This is a genomic window from Rhodococcus sp. DMU2021, from assembly GCF_019641445.1.
GTDB classification, from domain to species: domain Bacteria; phylum Actinomycetota; class Actinomycetes; order Mycobacteriales; family Mycobacteriaceae; genus Rhodococcus; species Rhodococcus pyridinivorans.
In genome coordinates, this window is record NZ_JAIFKB010000004.1 from 16,442 (window position 1) to 40,898 (window position 24,457).

At 67.6% G+C, this 24,457-nt stretch carries 25 protein-coding genes; 15 read left to right on the forward strand and 10 right to left on the reverse strand.

Annotated elements, in window-relative coordinates; all coding sequences use genetic code 11:
• The first annotated feature begins 1 nt into the window (after position 1).
• From K3M35_RS08350 to K3M35_RS08370, 5 genes are read left to right on the forward strand one after another with little or no spacing between them, the layout of a single operon-like run.
• Positions 2 to 763: a crotonase/enoyl-CoA hydratase family protein gene (locus K3M35_RS08350; RefSeq protein ID WP_220666279.1), complete on the forward strand. Its 762-nt coding sequence runs from the start codon at positions 2 to 4 to the stop codon at positions 761 to 763.
• A 2-nt stretch (positions 764 to 765) separates the two neighbouring features.
• Entirely contained in the window at positions 766 to 1,560 is a 795-nt protein-coding gene (locus tag K3M35_RS08355; RefSeq protein WP_019290613.1) for an enoyl-CoA hydratase/isomerase family protein, read from the forward strand.
• A gap of 44 nt (positions 1,561 to 1,604) precedes the next feature.
• Positions 1,605 to 2,474, forward strand: a complete 870-nt coding sequence (locus K3M35_RS08360; RefSeq protein ID WP_006550724.1) for a LysR family transcriptional regulator — start codon at positions 1,605 to 1,607, stop codon at positions 2,472 to 2,474.
• A gap of 4 nt (positions 2,475 to 2,478) precedes the next feature.
• Entirely contained in the window at positions 2,479 to 3,390 is a 912-nt protein-coding gene (locus K3M35_RS08365) for a LysR family transcriptional regulator (RefSeq protein WP_064060036.1), read from the forward strand.
• 56 nt (positions 3,391 to 3,446) lie between these two features.
• The gene (locus tag K3M35_RS08370) at positions 3,447 to 4,547 is read left to right on the forward strand and encodes a class I SAM-dependent methyltransferase (RefSeq protein WP_220666280.1); all 1,101 of its coding nucleotides are present in this window, start codon (positions 3,447 to 3,449) and stop codon (positions 4,545 to 4,547) included.
• Between the two features lie 22 nt (positions 4,548 to 4,569).
• Here the strand turns inward: K3M35_RS08370 and K3M35_RS08375 are convergent, their stop codons facing one another.
• The 3 genes from K3M35_RS08375 to fabG all read right to left on the reverse strand — a co-directional run bounded on the left by K3M35_RS08375 (position 4,570) and on the right by fabG (position 7,596).
• The gene (locus tag K3M35_RS08375; protein WP_094979720.1) at positions 4,570 to 5,430 is read right to left on the reverse strand and encodes an endonuclease domain-containing protein; all 861 of its coding nucleotides are present in this window, start codon (positions 5,428 to 5,430) and stop codon (positions 4,570 to 4,572) included.
• Positions 5,431 to 5,603: 173 nt separating this feature from the next.
• Entirely contained in the window at positions 5,604 to 6,815 is a 1,212-nt protein-coding gene (locus K3M35_RS08380; protein ID WP_006550728.1) for an acetyl-CoA C-acetyltransferase, read from the reverse strand.
• A 40-nt stretch (positions 6,816 to 6,855) separates the two neighbouring features.
• Positions 6,856 to 7,596, reverse strand: coding sequence for a 3-oxoacyl-ACP reductase FabG (fabG, locus tag K3M35_RS08385; RefSeq protein WP_220666281.1), 741 nt, complete (start codon positions 7,594 to 7,596; stop codon positions 6,856 to 6,858).
• Positions 7,597 to 7,762: 166 nt separating this feature from the next.
• On the opposite strand from fabG, the gene K3M35_RS08390 reads away from it, so the two are divergent.
• Positions 7,763 to 8,947: an acyl-CoA dehydrogenase family protein gene (locus K3M35_RS08390; protein WP_019290607.1), complete on the forward strand. Its 1,185-nt coding sequence runs from the start codon at positions 7,763 to 7,765 to the stop codon at positions 8,945 to 8,947.
• A gap of 126 nt (positions 8,948 to 9,073) precedes the next feature.
• Here the strand turns inward: K3M35_RS08390 and K3M35_RS08395 are convergent, their stop codons facing one another.
• The 4 genes from K3M35_RS08395 to K3M35_RS08410 form a co-directional block, all read right to left on the reverse strand.
• On the reverse strand, positions 9,074 to 10,729 hold the full coding sequence (locus tag K3M35_RS08395; protein ID WP_064060055.1) for an AMP-binding protein: 1,656 nt from the start codon (positions 10,727 to 10,729) through the stop codon (positions 9,074 to 9,076).
• Between the two features lie 14 nt (positions 10,730 to 10,743).
• Positions 10,744 to 11,508, reverse strand: a complete 765-nt coding sequence (locus K3M35_RS08400) for an SDR family NAD(P)-dependent oxidoreductase (RefSeq protein ID WP_024102416.1) — start codon at positions 11,506 to 11,508, stop codon at positions 10,744 to 10,746.
• Positions 11,509 to 11,548: 40 nt separating this feature from the next.
• A complete protein-coding gene (locus tag K3M35_RS08405; protein WP_033097525.1) occupies positions 11,549 to 12,679 on the reverse strand; it encodes a thiolase family protein in 1,131 nt (376 codons plus the stop codon).
• 166 nt (positions 12,680 to 12,845) lie between these two features.
• Positions 12,846 to 14,192, reverse strand: a complete 1,347-nt coding sequence (locus K3M35_RS08410) for an MFS transporter (RefSeq protein ID WP_006550734.1) — start codon at positions 14,190 to 14,192, stop codon at positions 12,846 to 12,848.
• 304 nt (positions 14,193 to 14,496) lie between these two features.
• Here K3M35_RS08410 and K3M35_RS08415 point away from each other — a divergent pair, with 304 nt between their 5' ends.
• The 9 genes from K3M35_RS08415 to K3M35_RS08455 all read left to right on the forward strand — a co-directional run bounded on the left by K3M35_RS08415 (position 14,497) and on the right by K3M35_RS08455 (position 21,568).
• Positions 14,497 to 15,741, forward strand: a complete 1,245-nt coding sequence (locus K3M35_RS08415; protein WP_220666282.1) for a CoA transferase — start codon at positions 14,497 to 14,499, stop codon at positions 15,739 to 15,741.
• Positions 15,738 to 16,931 carry an acyl-CoA dehydrogenase family protein gene (locus tag K3M35_RS08420; protein ID WP_220666283.1) on the forward strand — a complete coding sequence of 398 codons (1,194 nt, stop codon included), beginning with the start codon at positions 15,738 to 15,740 and terminating at the stop codon, positions 16,929 to 16,931. The genes K3M35_RS08415 and K3M35_RS08420 overlap by 4 nt, the downstream gene beginning before the upstream one ends.
• Positions 16,932 to 16,973: 42 nt before the next feature.
• Complete coding sequence (locus K3M35_RS08425; RefSeq protein WP_019290603.1) at positions 16,974 to 18,131, forward strand: acyl-CoA dehydrogenase family protein; 1,158 nt, start codon at positions 16,974 to 16,976, stop codon at positions 18,129 to 18,131.
• Positions 18,132 to 18,214: 83 nt separating this feature from the next.
• Complete coding sequence (locus K3M35_RS08430) at positions 18,215 to 18,835, forward strand: AIM24 family protein (RefSeq protein WP_220666284.1); 621 nt, start codon at positions 18,215 to 18,217, stop codon at positions 18,833 to 18,835.
• Positions 18,836 to 18,841: 6 nt separating this feature from the next.
• Positions 18,842 to 19,546 (forward strand): AIM24 family protein, encoded by a 705-nt coding sequence (locus K3M35_RS08435; RefSeq protein WP_019290601.1) that lies wholly within the window; start codon positions 18,842 to 18,844, stop codon positions 19,544 to 19,546.
• Entirely contained in the window at positions 19,543 to 20,292 is a 750-nt protein-coding gene (locus tag K3M35_RS08440) for an AIM24 family protein (protein WP_016693090.1), read from the forward strand. Before K3M35_RS08435 ends, K3M35_RS08440 begins: the two co-directional genes overlap by 4 nt.
• 151 nt (positions 20,293 to 20,443) lie before the next feature.
• On the forward strand, positions 20,444 to 20,641 hold the full coding sequence (locus K3M35_RS08445) for a bacterioferritin-associated ferredoxin (RefSeq protein ID WP_033097528.1): 198 nt from the start codon (positions 20,444 to 20,446) through the stop codon (positions 20,639 to 20,641).
• Positions 20,642 to 20,689: 48 nt separating this feature from the next.
• A complete protein-coding gene (gene bfr, locus K3M35_RS08450; protein WP_016693088.1) occupies positions 20,690 to 21,166 on the forward strand; it encodes a bacterioferritin in 477 nt (158 codons plus the stop codon).
• 111 nt (positions 21,167 to 21,277) lie between these two features.
• The gene (locus tag K3M35_RS08455) at positions 21,278 to 21,568 is read left to right on the forward strand and encodes a GNAT family N-acetyltransferase (RefSeq protein WP_024102424.1); all 291 of its coding nucleotides are present in this window, start codon (positions 21,278 to 21,280) and stop codon (positions 21,566 to 21,568) included.
• Between the two features lie 19 nt (positions 21,569 to 21,587).
• Here K3M35_RS08455 and dmpG read toward each other — a convergent pair whose 3' ends face one another.
• The 3 genes from dmpG to K3M35_RS08470 are packed head-to-tail and all read right to left on the reverse strand — an operon-like array spanning position 21,588 to position 24,414.
• Positions 21,588 to 22,643, reverse strand: a complete 1,056-nt coding sequence (gene dmpG, locus K3M35_RS08460) for a 4-hydroxy-2-oxovalerate aldolase (protein ID WP_019290598.1) — start codon at positions 22,641 to 22,643, stop codon at positions 21,588 to 21,590.
• A complete protein-coding gene (locus K3M35_RS08465) occupies positions 22,640 to 23,572 on the reverse strand; it encodes an acetaldehyde dehydrogenase (acetylating) (protein WP_220666285.1) in 933 nt (310 codons plus the stop codon). The genes dmpG and K3M35_RS08465 overlap by 4 nt, the downstream gene beginning before the upstream one ends.
• Positions 23,569 to 24,414 carry a 2-keto-4-pentenoate hydratase gene (locus tag K3M35_RS08470; protein WP_033097531.1) on the reverse strand — a complete coding sequence of 282 codons (846 nt, stop codon included), beginning with the start codon at positions 24,412 to 24,414 and terminating at the stop codon, positions 23,569 to 23,571. Before K3M35_RS08470 ends, K3M35_RS08465 begins: the two co-directional genes overlap by 4 nt.
• Positions 24,415 to 24,457 lie beyond the last annotated feature (43 nt).

Here is a 24,457-nt window from a genome sequence, read left to right on the forward strand (position 1 = left end):
CATGAGCGTTGTCCTCACCGAATTCGCCGACGGCGTCGCGGTGTTCACCCTCAACCGCCCCGAGGCCAAGAACGCCGTGAACCTGGAGGTCTCGGAGGCGTTGGCCGCGGCCATCGACGAGTTCGAGGCACGCCCCGACCTGACCATCGGCATCCTCACCGGTGCCGGCGGAACGTTCTGCGCCGGAATGGATCTGAAGGCGTTCGCACGCGGGGAGCGCCCGTCGATCCCCGGCCGCGGTTTCGGTGGCCTCACCGAGGCACCGCCGAGCAAGCCGCTCATCGCCGCCGTCGAGGGCTGGGCCCTGGCCGGTGGATGCGAGCTCGCCCTGTCCGCCGACCTGATCGTCGCGTCGCGCGAAGCGAAGTTCGGTATCCCCGAGGTCAAGCGCGGACTCGCGGCGGCGGCCGGCGGCCTGCTGCGCCTGCCGAAGATCCTCCCCTACCCGCTCGCGATGGAACTGGCCATCACCGGTGACCCACTCACCGCCGAGGTCGCCCACCAGCACGGCCTGGTCAACCGCGTCACCGAGCCCGGTGAATCACTCACCGTGGCAAAGGAACTCGCCGCCCGCGTCGCGGCGAACGGCCCCCTCGCCGTCAAGGCCACCAAGCAGGTCGTCGCGATGGCCGCCAACTACACCGACCCCGACGCCTTCGTCGCGCAGCGCAAGTTCATCGACCCGGTCTTCGCGTCGGCCGACGCCAAGGAAGGCGCCCGGGCGTTCGCCGAGAAGCGCGCACCGGTCTGGAAGGGCGAGTAGGAATGTCGGATGTTCTGGTCGCGCAGGACGGCTCGGTCGCCACGATCACGCTGAGTCGACCGGAGCGCAAGAACGCGATGACGGTCGAGGCGTGGCGGTCGTTGCGTGAGACGTTCGGTGCGCTCCAGCACGACGATTCCGTCCGCGCCGTGATCCTCACCGGCGCCGGTGGTGACTTCTGCACCGGTGCCGACATGGAGCGGCGCGACTCCACCCATCCCCTCGACCGTATGCGGGAGATCAACGAGACGGCGCTCGCCGTCGCGGAGTTCTCGAAGCCGTTGATCGCGCAGGTCGAGGGGTATGCGGTGGGCGCGGGATGGAACATGGCGTTGCTGTGCGACGTGGTCGTCGCCTCCCGCACCGCGAAGTTCGGTCAGATCTTCGCGCGGCGCGGACTGTCGATCGACTTCGGCGGGTCGTGGATCCTGCCGCGCCTCGTGGGACTGCACCAGGCGAAGCGTCTGGTCATGCTCGCCGACATCGTGTGCGCCGAGGAAGCATACGACCTGGGCCTGGTGACCGAGCTCGTCGAGCCCGACGCCCTCGCCGGTCGCGCCGCCGAACTGGCCGCGCGGCTGGCCGCCGCCCCGCCGGTCGCGGTGAGCATGTCGGCGCGGATGCTCGAGCAGGGTTCGTCGCTCACGCTCCGCGAAGCACTCGAGAACGAGGCCCGCTCGCAGGCGATCAACCACGCCACCGACGCCCCCGATGCGATGCGTGCATTCGTCGATAAACGCGAGCCGTCGTTCACCGGCGGATGGCGGGTACCGCGCCCGGTAGACACCCCTTCCTGACGGTTGCGTCCGGGACGGTTCTGAGCGTCACCTACGATAATCGGGTGGACTTGCACCTCGTGACCTATTTCGTGGCGGTCGTCGACCACGGCGGGATCACGAAAGCTGCTCAGGCACTTTACATTTCGCAGCCGTCGTTGTCGCAGGCCATCCGCACCCTCGAACGCCGCCTCGACACGACCCTGTTCGACCGCACCGGCCGACGGCTCACCCTCACCGAGGACGGTCGTGTCCTCGAGGGCGCCGCACGCCGCATCCTGGCCGACGTCGAGCGGGCGAAACAGAAGGTCGCGGCGGTGCGCGATCTCCAGGCCGGTCGTGTCGAGATCGTCACCTTCGCGACGTTCTCGATCCACCCCGTCATCGAGTTCGTCCAGCGCTTCCGTCGGCGCTACCCCAACCTGACCGTGCGGGTGAACGACGCCGAAGGCCCTCCCGGAGTCCACGCGGCGCTGCGCCGCGGCGAGGCGGAGATCGGCATCACCGACCTGTCCGTCGATCACGCCGGCATGATCACCGTTCCGGTCCTCGAGCAGGAGATGGTGCTCGCCGTGCACCCCGACCTCGCCGCCGACGTGCCCGACCCCGTCACCCGGGCCCAGGTCCGCGACTTCCCGCTGGTCCTCGACCTCGGCTCCCGCGCGAGCGCCGCACGCACCGGTGAACTGCTCGGCGATCAGAACGTCGTCGTCGACTGCGCCAACCAGGCAGCCCTGTGGCAGTTCGTCGAGCGTGGCACCGCCGGGACGATCGTGCCGCGTCGCGTCGCCGAGAAGCAGATCCCCGGTGCGGTCGTCCGGCCCCTGGACCCACCGTTCCGGCGTCCCGTCGGATTGGTGATGCGACCCGGCGATCTGTCCCCCGCTGCCGCCGCATTCGTGGCGACCACCACCGGCACCCCCTGGGAAGCGTGACGACATGGAGTTCCGTCAGGTCGAGTACTTCCTCGCCGTCGTGGAGAACGACGGCATCAACGGCGCGGCCGCCGAGCTCGGCGTCGCCCAGCCCACCGTCTCCCAGGCACTGCGCAGCCTCGAGCGCGAGCTGGGGGTGCAGTTGTTCCACCGCATCGGGCGCGGCATGGTGCTCACCGCGGCGGGCAAGGCACTGATCGGCCCGAGCCGGCAGATCCTCCGCGATGTGAACGCGGTCGAGGAGCTGCTCACCGTGTCGACGACCGAGGTGACGGGCCGACTGGATCTGATGGTCTTCCCCGCTCTCGCAACCGGCCCGATCGTCGACCTGGTCTCCGAGTTCCGCCGTCTCCATCCCAAAGTCACCGCGCGCCTCGGTGATCTGCGTGCGGAGGAGTTCACCGCGTCGGTCATCCACGACGGCTACTGCGAGTTCGTCGTCACCCATCTGCCCGTCGAGGACGAGGTGGGTCTCGAGATCATCGAGCTCGGACAGACCGAGTACTGGCTCGCCTATCCCCCCGGCACCGACCTGCCACCCGGGCCGCTGTCCTTGGCCGAGCTCCCCGACATCCCGATGGTGTTCGTGCCGCGCGGTGGTGGCTCCGTGAGCGACGCGATCGACTACGCAATGCGGCAGGCCGAGGTGCGCCGTCCCATCTCCGTGCTCACCGATCATCGCGAGGCCCGCCTGCCGATGGTGCTCGCCGGTCTGGGTGGGTCGTTCGTCGAACGGTCGCTCGCCGAGTCGGCGCAGGACGTCGCGGTGGTCCGTCCGTGCGAGCCGACCTTCGCGCAGTCGTACGGACTGGTGTTCGACCCGGCCTCGCTGTCGAAGGCCGGTCGCGCCTTCGTCGACTTCGTGCGGTCGTCCGAGGAGTCCGGCGCGGAGGAGCAACTCCCGACGGAACGGTGACATCCGGGGATCCGGGGGCGACGATGGTGGGGACGACATCCACTTCTCCTCGGGAGATGATCCGTATGTCCACCTCGACGACTTCCTCCGTCCACCTCGATTCCGTCGACGCGTACGCGCAGCGCGTCCTCGATTCCGTCCTCGGCACCATGGACACCCTCACGATCCTGGTCGGCGACCGTCTCGGCTGGTACCGAAGCCTCGCCGACGACGGACCTGCGACGGCCGACGAACTGGCCGAACGCACCGGAACCCACCCGCGGTACACCCGCGAGTGGCTCGAGCAGCAGGCTCTGACCGGTCTGCTCGACGTCGACGACGGCGATCCCCCACGCTTCACGCTGTCTGCGGTCGGTCGCGAGGTACTCACCGATCCGCACAGCCTGGCGTACATGGCGCCGCTCGCCCGGATGATCGTCGGCGCGACGATGCAGCTTCCCGGTCTGCTCGAGGCGTACCGCAACGGTGGCGGCGTGAGTTGGAGCCAGTTCGGCCGCGACGTGTGCGAGTCGCAGGCCGACGCGAACAGGCCGCTGTTCGAGAAGGCGCTGCCCGATGCTCTGCGGTCGGTACCGGAGGTCGACCGGGTGCTCGGGCAGCCGGGCGCGCAGATCGCCGACATCGGCTGCGGCGGGGGATGGTCGACGATCACGATCGCGCGCACCTATCCGGATGCGAAGGTTCACGGCTTCGACATCGACGCCCCGTCGGTGGAGATGGCCCGGTCGAACCTCGCGGAGAATGCCGATGTGGCGCAACGGGTCACGTTCACGCAGTGCGACGCGTCCGAACTGCCCGATGAAAACTTCCAGGCGGCCTTCGCATTCGAGTGCGTCCACGACATGCCCCGACCGGTCGAAGTGTTGGCTGCCGTACGGCGGTCGCTCGCACCCGGCGGGTTCATGATCGTCATGGACGAAGCGGTCGCCGACACCTTCACCGCGCCCGGCGACGACGTCGAACGGCTCATGTACGGCTACAGCCTCACCATCTGCCTCCCTGACGGTATGAGCCACACCCCGAGCGCCGCGACGGGCACCGTCATGCGTCCCGCGACCCTGCGCCGCTATGCCCTCGATGCCGGTTTCACCGAGGTCGACGTGCTCCCCATCGAGGACTTCGGCTTCTTCCGCTTCTACCTCCTCCGCACCGAATAGCGTTGCCCGTCGAAAGTTCGGCTCAAACGGGCGCACCGGCCGCTCCCAGAGCACGCCGCACCCGTTCGACGAAGACTTCGGGCCGCCGGTAGAGGAGGTCGGCGCCGACCCGGATGACCGTCCACCCCAGTTCGGGCAGCACCGCGTACCGATCGATGTCGCGGGTGCGCTGAGTGGGGTCGGTCCAGTGCTGCACGCCGTCGTACTCCACGAGCACCCGCCACTGCTTCCATCCCATGTCGGCTCGCGCCACGAACACGTCGCCGTCGAAGATCTCGATCTGGGTCTCCGGCGGTGGGAGACCGGCACGGACGAGGAGCAGACGCGTGTGGGTCTCGGGCGGTGACGCAGCCCCACCGTCGACGAGGGCGAGCACCCGCGGCACGGCACCGATACCGTGTGCGCCTTTGCTCCTCGTCGCGAGTTCCTCGATCTCAGGCACCTTCAGGCCGGTCGCGTTGCAGAGCGCGTCGATCGTTTCGACGGCCCGATCGAACGGCATTCGTCGGGCGAGATCGAAGGCCGTCTGCGCCGGTGTGGTCGCGAACATCCCGTCGACCACGCAGGTGTCGAGCTTCGGGGCGCGTCGGACCGAGATGCCCGGCGCCGACCGGACGTGATCGGAGCGGACGAGTTCGGCCGCCGCATCCGGGTCGAGCCATCGAGTGCCGTGCACGGCAGCGGCGGACACTCCCGCGAGGACGCCGCGGCCCTGCGACCACAACCATGCCGCCTTCGCACGCAGCAGCGGGGTGGCCGGGATCCCTCGTCGGATGTAGACGTCGCGGTGGAGGTGGACGAAGTCGCGTGCGAGCCGATGCCGCGTGACGACGCCGGCAGCGAGTGCCGCGCGTCCCGAGAACGGTTCGTCGAAGTCGATCACGCGCCGAGCATGCCGGGCGCGACGCGCCTCCTGACGCCGCGTCGAGGCCCGGTTGTGGACAACCCGGCGTCATCCCCAGCCCGGTCACCTGCGACGAAAGAAGTTCGGGGAGGTTGTGTCCGGGCTTTTCGAGAAAAACCGAACACAACCTCCCCGAACCGGGAGCTGTCTGCTTACGCGACGCGCTCGAAGATCGCTGCCAAGCCCTGGCCGCCGCCGATGCACATGGTCTCGAGGCCGTAGCGGGCCTCGCGACGGTGCAGCTCGCGGGCGAGGGTGGCGAGCATGCGTCCGCCGGTCGCGCCGACCGGGTGGCCGAGCGAGATGCCGGAGCCGTGAACGTTGGTGCGCTCGAAGTCGGCCTTGCCGAACTTCCATTCGCGGGTCACCGCGAGGGCCTGCGCGGCGAACGCCTCGTTGAGCTCGATGATGTCGACGTCGGCGAGGGTGATGCCCGCCTTGGCGAGGGCGACCTCGGTGGCCGGCACGGGGCCGATGCCCATGACCTTCGGTTGGACACCGGCGACGCCCCACGAGACGAACCGCACCAGCGGGGTCAGGCCCAGCTCGGCGGCCTTCTCCGGGGTGGTGACGATGGCCATGGACGCGGCGTCGTTCTGGCCGCTGGCGTTGCCGGCGGTGACGGTGGCCTCGGGGTCCTGCTTGCCCATGATCGGCTTCAGCTTGGCGAGGGTCTCCAGGCTGATGTCGGGACGCGGGTGCTCGTCGGTGTCGATGACCTCGTCGCCCTTACGGCTGCTCACCGTGACTGGGATGATCTCCTCGGCGAGGATCCCGTTCTTCTGGGCGTGGACTGCACGCAGGTGCGAGTTCAGGGCCAACTCGTCCTGCTCGTCGCGGGAGATCGAGTACTCGCGACGCAGGTTCTCCGCGGTCTCGATCATGCCGCCGGGCACCGGGTAGAAACGGCCACCGGCGGTCGAGCGGGCTCGGACCAGCCCGTCGTGCATCTGCACACCGGTGCGGGCGCCGCCCCAGCGGATATCGGTGGAGTAGAACGCCGCGTTGCTCATCGACTCGGTGCCACCGGCGACAACGAGATCGTGGTCGCCGTTACCGACCTGGAAGGCGGCCTGGATGACGGCCTGCAGGCCCGAACCGCAGCGACGGTCGATGTGCATGCCGGGCACCGTGATCGGCAGACCGGCGTCGAGAGCGACGACGCGGCCGATGGCCGGGGCCTCACTGTTGCCGTTGCAGTGGCCGAGGATGACGTCCTGAACCTGTTCGGGCGCAACACCGGTGCGCTCGAGTAGACCCTTCAGGGCCGCGACACCGAGATCGACTGCGGTGAGGGACTTGAACATTCCGCCGTAGCGGCCGATCGGGGTACGGACCGGCTCGCAGATGACAACTTCACGCATGATGACCTTTCGGGAAGAGAGGGAGGTGACGGATGGACCGTCACATGAAGCGGCCGCCGGTGACCTCGAGGACGGTGCCGGTCATGTAGGAGGACATGTCGGACGCGAGGAACAGTGCGACGGAGGCGATCTCGTCGACCTCGCCGGGGCGGCCCATGGGGATCTCGACCATCTTCCGGTCCCATGCCTTCTGCGGCATGGCCTCGGTCATCGCCGAACGGATCAGGCCGGGTTGGATCGCGTTGACGCGGACGCCGTGGTGCGCCATCTCCTTGGCGGCGGCCTTGGTGAGGCCGACGATGCCCGCCTTGGCGGCGGAGTAGTTGGTCTGGCCGACCATGCCGACCTTGCCGGACAGCGAGGAGATGTTGACGATCGCGCCGCGCTTGGCCTCACGCATGATCGCGGCGGCCTTGCGGGTGCCGTGCCAGGTGCCCTTGAGGTGCACCGAGATGACGAGGTCGAAGTCCTCTTCGGTCATCGTGCGCATCGTCGCGTCGCGGGTGATACCGGCGTTGTTGACCACCACGTCGAGCGAACCGAAACCGTCGACGGCCTCGGCGAGGAGGGTGTCCCAGTCGGCGGACTCGACGACGTTGGCGCGCACGGCCCGGGCCACGTCGCGCCCTCCGAGCTTCTCGGCGGCGGCGGTGGCGGCATCGAGATCGAGGTCGCCGATCACGACGCGGGCGCCGGCGTCGACGAACTCCTGTGCGATGGCGAAGCCGATTCCCTGAGCGCCACCGGTGATCACGGCAGTGCGGTTCTCCAACAGAGACATCTACGATTCCTTTCGGCGGGACTCGGGACGGCCCCCAGACAAGTCGATGCTCCGAATATAACGGCGAACCGGCCGGTAGAACGGCTCTCATCCATCGACAATGCCTATATGGGAATGGCGCCATTCGTATTGGACACCTCCCCGCGGCCGCACGAAGGTTGTAGACATGACACTCTCCATCCCGGCCCCCGAGGTCGACGAGGACGACTTCCGCGAGATCCTCGCGCAGACCCGCGCGTTCGTGCGCAACGTGGTCGTGCCGCGCGAGCAGGAGATCGCCGAGACCAATGCGATTCCCGAGGACATCCGCCAGGCCGCGAAGGACATGGGCCTGTTCGGATACGCCATCCCGCAGGAGTGGGGCGGCCTCGGCCTGAATCTGCAGCAGGACGCGGAACTCGCGATGGAGCTGGGTTACACGACCCTGTCGCTGCGCTCGATGTTCGGCACCAACAACGGCATCGCCGGCCAGGTGCTCGTCAACTTCGGCACCGACGAGCAGAAGCAGCAGTGGCTCGAGGGCATCGCCTCCGGCGAGGTCGTCGCATCCTTCGCCCTCACCGAGCCGGGCGCCGGCTCGAACCCGTCGGGTCTGCGTACCAAGGCCGTGCGCGCCGGTGACGACTGGGTGATCACCGGCGAGAAGCGCTTCATCACCAACGCGCCGCTGGCGAACCTGTTCGTCGTGTTCGCCCGCACCCGTCCGGCAGACGGGAACGGCACCGGAATCGCGGTCTTCCTCGTCCCCGCCGACACCCCCGGCCTGACGGTGGGCAACAAGGACGCCAAGATGGGCCAGGAGGGCGCCTGGACCGCCGACGTGCACTTCGACGACGTGCGTGTGCCGAACTCCGCGCTCGTCGGCGGCAGCGAGGACGTCGGCTACAAGGCCGCCATGGTCTCGCTCGCCCGCGGTCGCGTGCACATCGCCGCACTGTCGGTCGGCCAGGCCCAGCGCGCACTCGACGAGTCTGTCGCCTACGCCGCGACCGCCACGCAGGGCGGCAACCCCATCGGAAACTTCCAGCTCGTGCAGGCGATGATCGCCGACCAGCAGACCGGTGTGATGGCCGGCCGCGCCCTCGTCCGCGACGCCGCGAAGGCGTGGGTCGAGGAGACCGACCGCCGCATCGCACCGTCGGTCGCGAAGCTGTTCTGCACCGAGATGGTCGGCAAGGTCGCCGATCTCGCCGTCCAGATCCACGGTGGCACCGGCTATATGCGCGAGGTGCCGGTCGAGCGGATCTACCGCGACGTGCGTCTGCTGCGCCTGTACGAGGGCACCAGCGAGATCCAGCGTCTGATCATCGGCGGCGGACTCGTCAAGCAGGAGCAACAGAAGAACTCCTGACCTTCGGGGCGCGGTTCCGGAACAGGTACGTCCGGAACCGCGCCCGAACCGATTCTTGCGAATCACCTTCCACCGCATACGAAGAAAACCCCGGCATCGGATGCCGGGGGTTTCTCGTGTGCGGGGTCAGGAGACCGTCAGTCGCGATCGCAGATCGGTCTTGAGGATCTTGCCCGCGGCGGAGGTCGGCAATGCGTCGACCACCACCACTTCACGGATCTTCTTGTACGGCAGGACCTGTTCGGCGACGTACGCCTTCAGCTCCTCCGCGGCGGGCTCCTCGCCGTCGACGGGGACGACGAAGGCTACCGGCTCCTGACCGATCGCGCCTGCCTCCCGCCCGACGACCGCCGCAGTGGACACCTTCGGGTGGGTCACCAGGATCTCTTCGAGCTCACGCGGATACACGTTGTAGCCCTTGTAGATCAACATGTCCTTCGCCCGGTCGGCGATGTACACGAATCCGTCGGCATCGCGGTAGGCGATGTCGCCGGTGGCGAGCCAGCCGTCGACGTACTGTTCCGCGGTGATCTCGGGGTGTCCGAGATATCCGTCGGTGACCTGCGGTCCGCGGATCCACAGTTCGCCGAGCTCTCCGTCGGGGAGGACGACGGTCGGATCGATCTGCGAGCGGATCTCGAGTTCGGTGTCGAAGACCGGGAGGCCGACGCTTCCGAGGCGGTACTCCGAGTCGACGACGAGCGGCATCGCCGTGACGACGCAGGTGCCCTCGGTGAGCCCGTAACCCTCCGCGATACGTGCGTTGGGGAACGCACGCTCGAGGTTCCCGAGGGTCACGTGGTCGATCGGAGCGGCACCGGACGACACGACCCGCACGGTGGACAGGTCGCGGGTCTCGACGTCGGGATGCGTAGCGAGGGCGTGCCACATCGCCGGGCTGCCGGTGATGTAGCCGGCCTCGTACCGTTCGATCAGCTCGAGCATCCGGGCCGGATCGAAGCGACCCGCGAGGACCTGGGTCAGGCCGCACGCGAGAAGGAACGACGTGTTGATCAGCGCGTGCGCGTGGAACAGCGGCGACACCACGATCGTCGAACCCTGACCCGGGACCGCACCGGCGATTTTCAGGTCGCCGATCGGTTCGAGCGAGATGCGCCCGTCGACATCGGCGACCAGCTGGTGCCCGGCGCGCCACGCACACATCTGCGTGACGTTGCCGACGACGTTGCGGTGCAGGACGCGCACGCCCTTCGAAATGCCGGTCGTGCCACCGGTGTACGCGATGTGCGCGATATCGTCCGGACTGGTGACGACCGGTTCGAAGGTCTGCGGACGTCCTTCGAGCGCATCGCCGAAGCGCACGGCACCCGGCGCGGTGACCGCTTCGTCGGAGACGACCGCGATCAACCGGATACTCGTTCCGGACGCAGCCCGGAACAGGGTGTCGGCCTGTGCGGAACCGGTGACCGCCGCGGCTGCGGAAGTCTCCTCGATCTGCCGGCGCAGACCCGGTTCGGGCTGCAGCGGATTCACGAGCGTGACCGCCGCTCCGACGCGGAGCGCACCGTAGTAGGCGATGTGGAACTCGACGCAGTTACCGAGGTGCAGGAGCACCACGTCGCGGGCCCGCACCCCGGCCTCGTGCAGCACGCCGGCGAACTGCGCCGAGCGTGCGTCGAGGTCGTTGTAGGTGAGCACCCGGTCGCCGTCGATCACCGCGGGACGGTCGCCGTAGACGGCGGCGAGGCTCGGTGCCCACACCGCCATCGTCGTCGCCGGGTACGACAGCCTGCGCTGTGCGAGGTCGGAAGCCGAGGTCATGGTCGACGCCCGGTTCACCGCGGTGCCATACGGATGGCGCCGTCGAGGCGAATGGTCTCGCCGTTGATGTAGCCGTTCTCGAGGATGTTCGTGGCCAGCTGCCCGAACTCGTCGGGCCGGCCCAGACGCGACGGGTTGGGCACGGTCGCTTCGAGCGACTTGCGGACGTCCTCGCGCAGGCGGGCGAGCAGCGGGGTGTCCATGATGCCGGGGGCGATGGTGTTGACGCGGATGCCCTTGCTGGCGAGGTCGCGTGCGGCGACGATCGTCATGCCGACGATGCCGGCCTTGGACGCCGAGTAGTTGATCTGGCCGATCTGGCCCTCGAAGGCCGCGACGGAGGCCGTCATGACGACGGCGCCACGCTCGTCCTCGATGAGGTCGAGTTCGGCCATGCGCTCGGCGCCGAGGCGCAGCGCGTTGAACGAGCCGATGAGGTTGAGGCGGATCACGAACTCGAAGTCCTCGAGCGAACCGGCCTTGCCCTCCTTGTCGAGGATGCGCATCTTGCGTCCGGCGCCGGCGCAGTGCACGACACCGCGCAGGCCGCCGCGCTCGTGCGCGACGTCGAGAGCCGCAGCGAACTGCTCCGAATCGGTCACGTCGCCGGGGGCGAAGACGGCGCCGTCGCCGAGCTCCTTGGCGATCTCCTCACCGTTCGAGCCGGGGAGGTCGATGAGGGTGACGTTGCCGCCGGCGGCCAGGACGCGACGTGCCGTGGCGAGACCGAGACCGGACGCTCCGCCGGTGACGGCAACGGACAGACCCTTGAGTTCCATAGTGTTTCCTTCGGATTCGTAGCAGCTGGGTGACGTGAGATCAGAGCAGTTCGAGGATGGTGGCGTTGGCCATGCCGCCGGCCTCGCACATCGACTGCAGGCCGTAGCGGATGCCGTTGTCGCGCATGTGGTGCACGAGGCGGGTCATGAGAATCGCGCCGGAGCCGCCGAGGGGGTGGCCGACACCGATCGCGCCGCCGAGCGGGTTGAGGCGGTCGGGCTTCGCGCCGGTCTCGACCTGCCATGCCAGCGGCACCGGTGCGAAGGCCTCGTTGATCTCGAAGGCGCCGATGTCGTCGATGGACAGACCGGAACGCTCGATGGCCTTCTCGGTGGCGGGGATGGGGCCGGTGAGCATGACGACCGGGTCGTCGGCGGCGACGACGGCGGTGTGGATGCGTGCGAGCGGGGTCCAGCCCTGCGCCGCGGCGTATTCGCTGGTGGTGATGAGCAGGGCGCCGGCACCGTCGGAGATCTGCGAGGAGTTGCCGGCGTGGATCACGCCGTCCTCCTTGAAGACGGTCTCGAGCTTGGCAAGCGACTCGACGGTGCCGCCGCGGCGGATGCCCTCGTCGGTGGCGAACTCGCCGACCACGGCGATCTGGCCGGTGAAGGCGCCCGCGTCGGTGGCGGCTGCGGACAGTTCGTGCGAGCGCAGCGAGAATTCGTCGAGCTGCGTGCGGGAGAAACCCCACTTCTCGGCGATCATCTCGGCGCCGATGCCCTGGCTGAAGCCGCCGACCTCGAAGCGGTCGAGCACGTTCTGCGGGAAGTGCTGACCGTCCTTGCTGGCGCTGCCCATCGGCACACGGCTCATGGACTCGACACCACCGGCGATCACGACGTCGTTCTGGCCGGAGATGACGGTCGCGGCGGCGAAGGACACGGCCTGCTGGCTCGATCCGCACGCCCGGTTGATGGTGGTGGCGGGTACGGTGACCGGCCATCCGGCCGCGAACACGGCGCTGCGCGAGACGATTCCGGCCTGGTCGCCGACCTGGCTCACACAACCCCACTGGACGTCGTCGATCGTGGCGGGATCGAGGCCGGTCCGCTCCGCCAGTGCGGTCAGCACGTGGGCGGACAGGTTGACGGGGTGGATCTCGGACAGTGCACCACCTCGACGTCCGATGGGGGAACGGACGGCGTCGACGATCACGGCATCGCGCATGCGAATCGGTCCTTTGCTGTTGCGGGACACGGTTGCCGGGCAACCGTGGTGGGAAAAGACGACCGGCCGGGTGGTGGTCCTCACATTCGAGGAGACCATGCACCCGGCCGGTAGGGGTAAGTCTTTCGGCGGAAGCTTCCGTTAGGCGGAAGCTATGCCGAACAGGTCAGGCGGCTGCCCGGATGATCTTGCGGTCGCGCTCCGGGTCGGCCAGGAAGAGCACCAGGATCGCGGCGAGCGCACCGAGTGCACCGATGACCTGGAAGGCCGTTGCATAGCCCTCCGCCGCGGTGGCGGCGTTGTCGACGAGGACACCCGTGCCGTAGGGGGCAACGAGACCGCCGACCGCCATCAGCGCGAGGAAGACACCCATCGTGCCGGCGGTCTGCTGCGGCGGGCACAACTCGGAGATCGCGGCGTTGATCAGCGGGAACGCGATGGCGCCGAAGCCGTAGCCGATGGAGACGACCGCGACGGCCAGAGCCGGCGTACCGATGGACGGGAGGAAGACCAGGATGGCACCGCAGATGAGCACACCGACGGCGGGCACGATGATGCGGACGACCCGCGAGCGGTAACCCTTGGCGCTGAGGCGGTCGGTGACCGTGCCCGAGCTGATCATGAGGAACAGACCGATGATGGACGGCAGGGCGAACATCGAGCCGGCCTGCAGAGCGCTGTAGCCGAGACCGACCTCGAAGTAGGACGGCAGCCAGGTCAGGACGACGGTGGTGAGCGCGTAGACGACCATGATCAGGATCGCGCAGCTGATGAAGGTGCGAGTGAGGAAGATCTTGCGCCACGGCACGGACGGTTCGGTCTGCGCGGCGGAAGCGGCGGTCTCGGCGCCCTTGACGGCCCGGGTCGTGTAGGGGCCTTCCTTCCAGCCGAGGAGCCAGCAGCCCATCCAGATCGCACCGAGGATCGACAGCGAGATCAGCGCGGCACGCCATCCCCATTCGACGGTGATGAAGGTCAGGACGGGAGCGAGGGCGATCTTGGCGACCGAGGCGGAACCGGCCAGGAAGGCGCCGGGCAGGCCACGCTTGGCCGGCGGGTGCCACGAGTACGCGGCGGTGTGCATGAGCGCCGAGCTCGGTCCTTCGGCGAGACCGAGCAGCATGCGGGTGACGACCAGCATCGCGAAACTCGCACTGACGACCAGCGGCAGCATGACGAGCGACCAGGTCAGGCCGAGGGCCAGCAGCGCCCAGCGGAGGGTCATGTACTTGTTCAACGGCCCGGCGAAGAAACCGCCGACGGTGAATGTGACGAAGAACAGCGACCCGACCAGGCCGATCTGGGAGGAGCTCATGCCGAGCTCACGCGCCAGAGGCTGGGCGATGATGCCGAGGACGGCCTTGTCGGCGTAGTTGACGACGTAGAGGAAGATGACCAGGCCGGTCATGCTCCACGCGCGGCCGGGGGTCACGAGAGGTGTCGAGCCGGTCGTCGGCCGACCGGGCCCGCCGGCGGCTGCCGACTTGTCGTGCGCGATTTCGCCTGTGGTCACTGGGAGTCCCTTCAGAACTCGAGCGGGATGGCCGACTTACGAACGATCGGTATGTCGCTGTCGGAAGAACGTCACGCCTGGCGTCTGCATGCATTGAACGTGAGCCATGTCACCTGAAGCAAAGAGCGGGAGGCGAACGAATCGATCACTGAAACCTATGACTCATCACACGGCGGATTCAGGCCGCATCGAGTATTGGTCTGCGCTAACCGAGCGATAGCCGATCGGTGCTGTTCCGGGCGGCAAAACCTGGGCATGCTGACTGTGCCCGAAACAATCTGCGACGAGGACGAGCGAGCCCAGCATGAACTCCACCGCTTCCACCGACGAACTGCCCTCGTCCACTGCACCCCTCGCGGGAGTGCGCGTGGTCGAGGTGTCCAGCTTCGTGGCCGCACCCCTGTGCGGCATGACCCTGGCCGCGCTCGGCGCCGACGTGATCCGGGTCGACCCGATCGGCGGCGCTGCCGACTACCGCCGCTGGCCGGTCACCGACGGCAACGAGTCGATCTACTGGGCCGGCCTGAACAAGGGCAAGCGATCGCTTGCAGCGGATTTCCGTAGCCCGGAGGCACAGAACCTGATCCGCGACCTGATCATCGATGCCGGCGTGCTGGTCACCAACGCCGCCGGTCGCTCGTGGCTCGACTACGACGAACTCGCCGCGATCCGCCCCGACCTGATCCACGTGCAGGTCCTCGGTCGCGCCGACGGCACTGGCGCCGTCGACTACACCGTCAACGCCGCCGCCGGTTTCCCGCAGGTCACCGGTGCCGAGAACGTCTCGACTCCGGTCAACCACGTGCTGCCCGCCTGGGACGTCTCGTGCGGCCTGTACGCGGCCCTGTCGGTTGCCTCGGCCGTCTACCGTCGCGAGATCACCGGCGCCGGAACGAGAGTCGTTCTCCCGCTCGAGGACGTCGCGTTCGCGACCGTCGGCAATCTCGGCTACATCGCCGAGGCCCAGCTCGGCCGCCCCGTCCGGGAGAAGGTCGGCAACTCCGTCTACGGCACCTACGGCGCCGACTTCGCCACCAGCGACGGTGCACGCTTCATGCTCGTCGCGCTCACGCCGCGCCACTTCCGCGATCTCACCGAGCTCACCGGCACCGCCGAGGCCGTGGCCGCACTCGAATCCGCCCTGGGCGTCGACTTCCGCGACGAGGGCACCCGGTTCGAGCACCGCCACGTGCTCAACAGCCTGTTCGGCGCCTGGTTCTCGCGCCACACCGCCGACGAGGTCGAGACGGCGCTGGGCGGCACCTCGGTCCTGCACGAGCGCTACCGCACGTTCGCCGAACTCGCCGCCGGCCCGCGCGTGACCGACAACCCGATGTTCCACAAGCTCGACCAGCCGCGCATCGGCAGCTACCACGCCCCGAGCACCCCGATGTCCTTCGACGGCCGGTATCCCGAGGTCCGCCCCGCGCCGGCCAACGGCGACGACACCGCCGAGGTGCTCACCGAACATCTCGGGCTGACCGACGACGAGATCGACGCCCTCGCAGCATCCGGCACCATCCGCATCTCCCAGAAAGAGCACGCATGACCCGCCTCGCCCAGACCCTCGGTCTGACGGAATTCCAGTCCGAGATCCTCGACACGGTCCGCGCCTTCGTCGATCGCGAGATCATCCCGAACGCTCAGGAACTCGAGCACTCGGACACCTACCCGCAGGCCATCGTCGACCAGATGCGCGAGATGGGCCTGTTCGGGCTGATGATCCCCGAGGAGTACGGCGGGCTCGGCGAGTCGCTGCTGACCTACGCGCTGTGCGTCGAGGAACTCGCCCGCGGCTGGATGAGCGTCTCCGGCGTCATCAACACGCACTTCATCGTCGCGTACATGATCCGCCAGCACGGCACCGAAGGGCAGAAGCAGTACTACCTGCCCCGCATGGCCACCGGTGAGGTCCGCGGCGCGTTCTCGATGTCCGAGCCCGAACTCGGCTCCGACGTCGCCGCCATCCGCACCAAGGCCAAGCGCGACGCCGACGGCAACTACGTCATCAACGGCCAGAAGATGTGGCTGACCAACGGTGGTAGCTCCACTCTCGTCGCCGCGCTGGTCAAGACCGAGGAAGGCTCCGACAAGCCCCACAAGAACCTGACCACCTTCCTGGTCGAGAAGCCTGCCGGCTTCGGTGAGGTCGTCCCGGGCGTCACCATCCCCGGCAAGATCGACAAGATGGGGTACAAGGGCATCGACACCACCGAGCTCGTCTTCGACAACTACAAGGCCTCGGCCGATTCGATCCTCGGTGGGGAGCCCGGCAAGGGCTTCTTGCAGATGATGGACGGTGTCGAGGTCGGCCGTGTCAACGTCTCGGCCCGCGCGTGCGGTGTCGCGATCCGCGCCTTCGAGCTCGCCGCCCGCTACGCCCAGCAGCGCACCACCTTCGGCAAGCCCATCGCCCAGCACCAGGCGATCTCGTTCTCCCTCGCGGAGATGGCCACCAAGGTCGAGGCCGCCCACCTGATGATGGTCAACGCCGCGCGTCTGAAGGACTCGGGTGAGCGCAACGACGTCGCCGCTGGCATGGCCAAGTACCTCACCAGCGAATACTGCTCCGAGGTCACCCAGGCCGGCTTTCGCATCCACGGCGGCTACGGCTACTCGAAGGAGTACGAGATCGAGCGCCTCATGCGCGAGGCTCCCTTCCTGCTCATCGGCGAGGGCACCAGTGAGATCCAGAAGACGATCATCAGCAAGGGTGTGCTGCACAGCTACGCGCTGTAAGGTGCTCCCCCACAATCACATCCATCCCTGGAAGGACAACGCGTGAAGCGCACGCTGTACAACGAGGATCACGAGGCGTTCCGGCAGACCGTCCGCGACTTCATCGCGAAGGAGGTCGTGCCCGTCTACCCCGAGTGGGAAGAGACCGGCCATCCTCCGCGCGAGTTCTACAGCCGCATGGGCGAACTCGGGCTCCTCGGCATCCAGGTTCCCGAGGAGTACGGCGGAGGCGGCGAGACGTCGCTGAAGTTCAACGTGATCCTCGCCGAGGAGGCGTCGGCGGCCGGTGTGTCGTTCGGTTCGTCGTCGGTGCACTCGAACCTGATCCTGCCGTACATCATGCAGAACGCCACCGAGGAGCAGAAGCAGCGCTGGCTCCCCGGGTTCGCCTCGGGTGAGCTGATGTTCGCCATCGCGATGACCGAGCCGGGCACCGGTTCCGACCTCGCCAACATCGCGACCACCGCGAAGCTCTCGGAGGACGGCAGCCACTACGTCCTCAACGGCGCGAAGACGTTCATCACCGGCGGTGCTCTCGCCGACCGCATTCTCGTCGTGGGCCGCACCTCGCCGTACAACCCCGAGGACCGTCGCGGTGGCCTGTCGATCCTGGTGGTGGACACCAAGAGTGAGGGCTTCGCGGTCGGACGCAAGCTCCACAAGATCGGTCTCAAGACCTCGGACACCGCCGAGCTGTCGTTCGACGACGTGAAGGTGCCGGTCGCCGATCTGCTCGGCAAGGAGGGCGAGGCGTTCTCGTACCTGACGCAGAACCTCGCGCAGGAGCGTCTCACCATCGCGTTCGGTGCTGCCGCCACCGCGGCCGCGGCGATCCAGCACGCCATCGCATACACCAAGGACCGCAAGGTCTTCGGCAAGCCGGTCGCGTCCTTCCAGAACACCAAGTTCGTGCTCGCCGAGTGCTCGACCGAACTGCAGGCCATGCAGATCATGGTCGACAACGCGATCGAGCTCAACGACCGCGACGAACTGACGGTGCCCGACGCCGCCCGCGCGAAGCTGTTCGCGACGGAGGCCGCCGGCCGCATCATCGACAAGTGCCTGCAGCTGCACGGCGGCTACGGCTACATCACCGAGTACCCCATCGCCCGCCTCTACGCCGACACCCGCGTGACCCGCATATACGGCGGCACCAACGAGGTCATGAAGACGATCATCGCCAAGGATCTGGGACTGTAGGTCTTCTGTAGTTCTTCGGTGGAGTGGGCCCCGCTACCGGGGGTTCACTCCACCGAAGTCGTTTCCGACTATCGTTTCCCGCCATGCGGCTAGTCGTGAAGACCAAGAGGGTGATCGAAGCCCACCTGAACAATTCGTCCGTCCGGGCCCTGTCGGGGTCGATGGTGGCGTACGAGGGCCAGGTCGGTTTCAAGTCCGCCGGTTTCGGTGGTGGCGAGGGTGTTCTCTCCGGGCTGCGGCAGCGCGCGACGGGTGAGGGGCTCTCGCTCATGGAGTGCAGCGGCACGGGCGTCGTCTACTTCGCGCACCAGGCGCAGGACGTCACGGTGCTGGAGCTGAACAACGAGACGCTGCAGGTCGAGTCCGAGCAGTTGCTGGCGCTGAGCGGGAATCTGAACACGAACGTGACGTTCGCGGGTCTGCGCGGCGGCATGAGCGGCCAGGGTCTGTTCACCACGACGGTGACGGGGACCGGGCAGGTCGCGCTGCTCTCCGCCGGGGGCCCGCTCATCCATCTCGAGGTGTCGCCGCAGCATCCCCTCGTCGTCGATCCCGACGCCTTCGTGTGCGCGAAGGGGCAGCTCACGCAGTCGTTCGTCACCGACGTGTCGTGGCGCTCGGCCATCGGTCAGGGCAGCGGCGAGGCGTTCTCCCTCGAGTGGGTCGGCGTGGGCGTGGTCTCCATCCAGCCGGCGGAACGGTAGGAACAGATGAGCTTCACGAAGATCAACGGCAAGGTCGTGCGCGTCGACCTGCGGCAGTCCGGTCCCGTCGTGGCCCGCCGCGGCGCGATGCTGTTCTACACCGGCAACGTCCGGTTCTCCCCCCACGGTGTTCCCGGTGGCGTCGGGGGCGCTCCGGGTCTCGGTGGTCTCGCCGGTATGGCGGGACGCATGCTGCAGGGTGAGCATGAGGCCACGATGCTCGCGCAGGGCGACGGTGTCGTGCACTACGGCTTCCGCGGTCTCGAGACGCACATCGTCGACATGTCCGCGGGCGGTGAGCTGCGGGCGGAAGCGTCGCGCCTGCTCGCCCACACCACCGGTCTGCAGTCCACGGTCGTCTCGGTGGCCGCCGCCTCCGGTGGGGGCGGTGGCGGCGGGGGTCTGCTCGGGGCGCTGCGCGGCGCCGCCACCGGAGCGATGACCGGCACCGGCATGTTCACCACCCAGCTGATCGGCCAGGGCGCGGCGGTGCTGCTCGCCCACGGCGGCGTGTTCGAGCTTCAGGTGGGTGGTCCGACGCCCGTGGTCGTCGACCCGCAGGCGTTCGTGGCGTCCTACGGCCCGGTCCGCACCGAACTGAAGTCGTCGATGAGCTGGCGGAACGTCGGTCGCACCGGTGGGGAGGCCATGCAACTCGAATGCAGCGGACAGGGCATCGTCTACGTGCAGGCATCGGAGGAGAAGCTGTGAGTACCGTTCTGAACCCGTCGAGCTTCGGCGGCAGCGACAACGTGCCGGGCAACCCCTACGCCTACTGCATCGACCTGCAGACGCCCTGGTTCCTGTCGAAGGGCGCGATGATCGCGTACTACGGTCAGGTGCAGTTCTCGGCACTCACCCACGGGCTGCAAGGACACCTGCTGCACATGGTGGCCCAGCAATTCTCCGCTCCGCTCTATCTTGGCGACTACGTCGTGGCCGAAGGCTTCGGGAAGCTGATCATCGGCGACCGCGGATACGACATCAACTCGTACGACCTCGACGACGGCAACCTCACGATCCGGCAGGCCAATCTGCTGGCCTTCGAACCGGGCCTGTCGCTCAACCAGTCGATCGTCCCGGGTTTCCTCACCCTCATCGGTACGGGCCGTTTCCTCGCGTCGTCGAACGGGCCGGTGATGTTCGCCGAGCCGCCGCTGCGGGTCGACCCGGAGGCGCTCGTCGGGTGGGCCGACTGTCCGTCCCCCAGCCATCACTACGACGAATCGTGGATCACCGGATTCGTCTCGGCCGGGGCGCGGCGTTTCGGTGTGCAGTCCGGTGAGGAACGGCAGTTCGATTTCACCGGTGCCGGAACCGTCCTGATCCAGTCGAGCGAGAAGGTCCTCGACGATTCGTCGCTGGTGCGCACGATCGAGAACCAGATCCCAGGCCTCACCTCGCCCGGTCTGCACCGGATCAACCAGGTGGTCTCGCAACACCTGCAACAGCAGTAGCTGCAGTGTCACACCCTGGGACGGACCTGGGCATAACACGGATCCGCCCCCCTCTTCTTGTGACTACGATCACAAGCTAGGCTAGCCTAAGCCGATGTAAGGTTTGGACAACCTAAGTGAGTGTTCCCTCAGTCGCAGAAAGGTGGCTCTGATGATCGTCTGCAGTTGCCACGCTCTTACCCACCACCACATCGAGGCAGAGGTGGCTGCGGGAGCACGCTGTACCCGCGAGGTGAGCGCCAAGTGCCGCGCCGGCACCGATTGTGGCAGCTGCGTCCGGAACATCTCCGCGATCATCCGGCAGGCCCGCCGGCGGAATGAGACCATCGAACTCGAGACCGCCGTGTAGCCAGCCCCTACCCGGCGGTAAACCTGATGGTTCACCCCGGGAGGTGCCATGAAGGGCGACAAGAAGGTCATCGAGTTGCTCAACGAACAACTCACCGCTGAGCTCACCGCGATCAATCAGTACTTCCTGCATTCGAAGATGCAGGACAACCGCGGATGGGCGAAACTCGCGAAGCACACTCGCGACGAGTCGTTCGACGAGATGCGTCACGCCGAGAGACTCACCGATCGGATCCTCTATCTCGACGGACTCCCCAACTACCAGCGCCTCGGGGCGTTGCGTCTGGGTCAGACCGTCAAGGAGATGCTCGAGGCCGACCTGCAGGTGGAGATCGAGGCCCGCGACCGGCTCCGGAAGGGAGCCGAGTACATGCGCTCGGTCAGCGACATCACCTCGGCCAACATCTTCGAGGAGATCCTCGCCGACGAGGAAGAACACATCGACTATCTCGAAACCCAGCTCGATCTGATCGAGCAGCTCGGCGAACCGCTGTACCTCGCCCAGCACATCTCTCCGCCGGAATAACCCGGCACAGCAGAACGGGCCGCGGCATTGCGCCGCGGCCCGTTCTCTATGCTGTGGACACACCAGCTTGGCTGTGGGACACACCAGCTTGTCGACGGTGAGAGGAAGACCATGAGCGATTCGTCCGTGACCGTGGTGCACAACGCCGAGAAACAGAGGTACGAAGTCCGGGACGACGACGCCGTCGTCGGATACACCCAGTACCACCCCGACGACGACGGCCGCCTCGTCTTCGACCACACCGAGATCGACAAGGGTTACTCCGGTCAGGGACTCGGAGGCAAGCTCGTCGGTTTCGCCCTCGACGACGTCCGCGAACGCGGCAAGCGCATCGTCGCGATCTGCTCGTACGTCGACAAGTTCATCGAGAAGCACCCGGACTACCGGGATCTGACCGACTAGACATGCACGCGGGCGCTGGTCAGTTCCCCGCGCGGTTGCGCAGGTCGAGTGCGACGTCGGTGATCATGTCCTCCTGCCCACCGACGAGGCCGCGACGGCCGATCTCGACGAGGATGTCGCGGGTGTCGAGACCGTAGATGCTCGCGGCGGTCTCGGCGTGACGCAGGAAGCTCGAGTACACGCCGGCGTAGCCGAGGGTGAGGGTCTCGCGGTCGACCTGCACCGGACGGTCCTGCAGCGGGCGCACGAGATCGTCGGCGGCGTCCTGCAGCCCGAACAGATCGCACGAGTGCTTCCAGCCGAGCAGGTCGGCGACGGCGACGAAGGGCTCGATCGGGCAGTTGCCGGCACCGGCACCGTGTCCGGCCAGCGACGCGTCGACGCGGATGACGCCTTCCTCGACGGCACACACGGAGTTGGCGACCGACAGCGACAGGTTCTGGTGCGCGTGGATGCCGATCTGCGTGGTCTCGTTCAGGACCTCACGGTAGGCACGCACACGCTCGCGAACACCGTCCATCGTGAGGCGTCCGCCGGAGTCGGTGACGTAGACACAGTCGGCGCCGTAGGACTCCATGAGCTTCGCCTGGCGGGCGAGCTCCTCGGACGGGGCCATGTGCGACATCATCAGGAAGCCGGACACGTCCATGCCCAGTTCCTTCGCCGCGGCGATGTGCTGCGCGGAGACGTCGGCCTCGGTGCAGTGCGTCGCGATGCGCACCGACCGCACGCCGATCTCGTAGGCACGCTTCAGCTCGTGGACGGTTCCGATACCGGGCAGGAGCAGCGTGGTGAGCGTGGCCGAATTGATCGCTCCGGCAGCGGCTTCGAGCCACTCCCAGTCGGTGTTGCTGCCGGGACCGTAGGTCAGCGAGTGACCGGCGAGACCGTCGCCGTGGGAGACCTCGATGGCATCCACACCAGCACGGTCGAGCGCACCGGCGATCTTCGCGACGTCCTGTGGCGTGATGCGGTGGCGGATGGCGTGCATGCCGTCGCGCAGGGTCACGTCCTGGATGTACAGAGCCGTTCCGTCGCTTGCGAATTCGCGAGTCGTCGTCGTTGCCGCGGTCATGCCGTCACCTGATCCTTCGTGCGTGCCGCCACGGCGCGTGCGACCTGCAGCGCCGCGGAGGTCATGATGTCGAGATTGCCCGCGTACTCGGGCAGGTAGTGCGCTGCGCCCTTGACCTCGAGGAACACCGCGACCTTCCACAGAGGGCCGGTGTGGTCGGTGAGCGTCTCCATGGGCTCGGTGACCTCGGTGAACTGCACCTCCTGCTTGAGGGTGTAACCGGGCACGTATTCCTGGACCTTCGCGACCATCGCCTCGACGGACGCGACGATCTCGTCCTTGCGGTCCTCACCGACGAGAGCAAGCACGGTGTCGCGCATGATCATCGGCGGTTCGGCCGGATTGAGGATGATGATCGCCTTGCCGCGCGTGGCGCCACCGATCTTCTCGATGGCCTGCGAGGTGGTCTCGGTGAACTCGTCGATGTTGGCGCGGGTACCGGGGCCGGCCGACTTCGAGGAGATCGAGGCGACGATCTCGGCCCAGTGCACCTTGGTGACCTGCGAGATGGCCGCGACGATCGGGATGGTGGCCTGACCACCGCAGGTGACCATATTGACGTTCGGGGCGTCGAGGTGCTCGGTGAGGTTCACCGGCGGCACCGTGTACGGGCCGATCGCGGCCGGCGTCAGGTCGATGAGCATCTTCCCGTGCGGGCGCAGGACCTTCTCGTTGTACTCGTGGGCCTTCGCCGAGGTTGCGTCGAAGACGATCTCGATCTCGTCGAAGCGCGGGTGCTCGACGAGTCCTTCGACACCGGTCGAGATGGCGTCGATGCCGAGGCGCTTCGCCCGTGCGAGGCCGTCGGATTCGGGGTCGATGCCGACGAGGGCGACGGTTTCGAGTTCGGCGTCGGCCAGTCGCTTGATCTTGATGAGCAGGTCGGTGCCGATGTTGCCCGACCCGATGATGGCAACCTTGGTGGTCATGAGTTCTCCTGTGCGGTGGAGCTTTCGGAAGAGAAACGCGCGGTGACGGTGCCGAGCGAGGAGATCTCGGCGCGGACCGTGACGCCGGGCGGCGCCGGAACCATCGGGCCGAGTGCCCCCGACAGCACGACCTGCCCTGCGCGCAGGGGCTGCCCGAACTCGCGTGCCGTGCGCGCGAGCCAGAGCAGGGCGTTCAGCGGATCGCCGAGGCAGGCTGCGCCGTTGCCCTCGGAGACGAGCTCGTCGTCGACGTACATCCGCATGGTGGCGTCGATCGGCTCGAACTCGTCGAGGGTGAGCGTCTGCGAACCGAGCACGTACAGGCCGCTGGATGCGTTGTCCGCGACCGTATCCGTGATCTTGATGTCCCAGCCGGCGACGCGGCTGTCGACGATCTCGAGAGCGGCAACCGCGTGGCCGACGGCGGCGCGGACGGTCGCGAGATCGAGATCGTCCGAGTCGAGGTCGGCGGAGAGGACGAAGGCGATCTCGGCCTCGGCCTTCGGCTGCAGCAGGCGCTCACTGGGCACCTCGTCGAGAGCGGTGACGTCCATGTCCTCGAAGAGGACACCGAAGTCGGGGCGGTCGACACCGAGCTGCTGCTGCACCGCCGGCGAGGTCAGACCGATCTTGCGTCCGACGATGCGGGCACCTTCGGCGAGCCGGCGGTCGGTGAGCTGCTGCTGCACCGCATACGCCAGGTCGATGTCGGTCTCCCCGAGCAGGTCGCGGACCGGACCGCACGGTGTGGAGCTGCGCGTGGCCTCGATGAGACGGTCGGCCGCCGCACCGGCGATGCGGGTGCGATCCGCCGCTGATGTGGTGTTGGAGCTGGTAGTCATCACGTCCTCGTCGTTCGATGGATTACGACCATCGTGGCGGCGA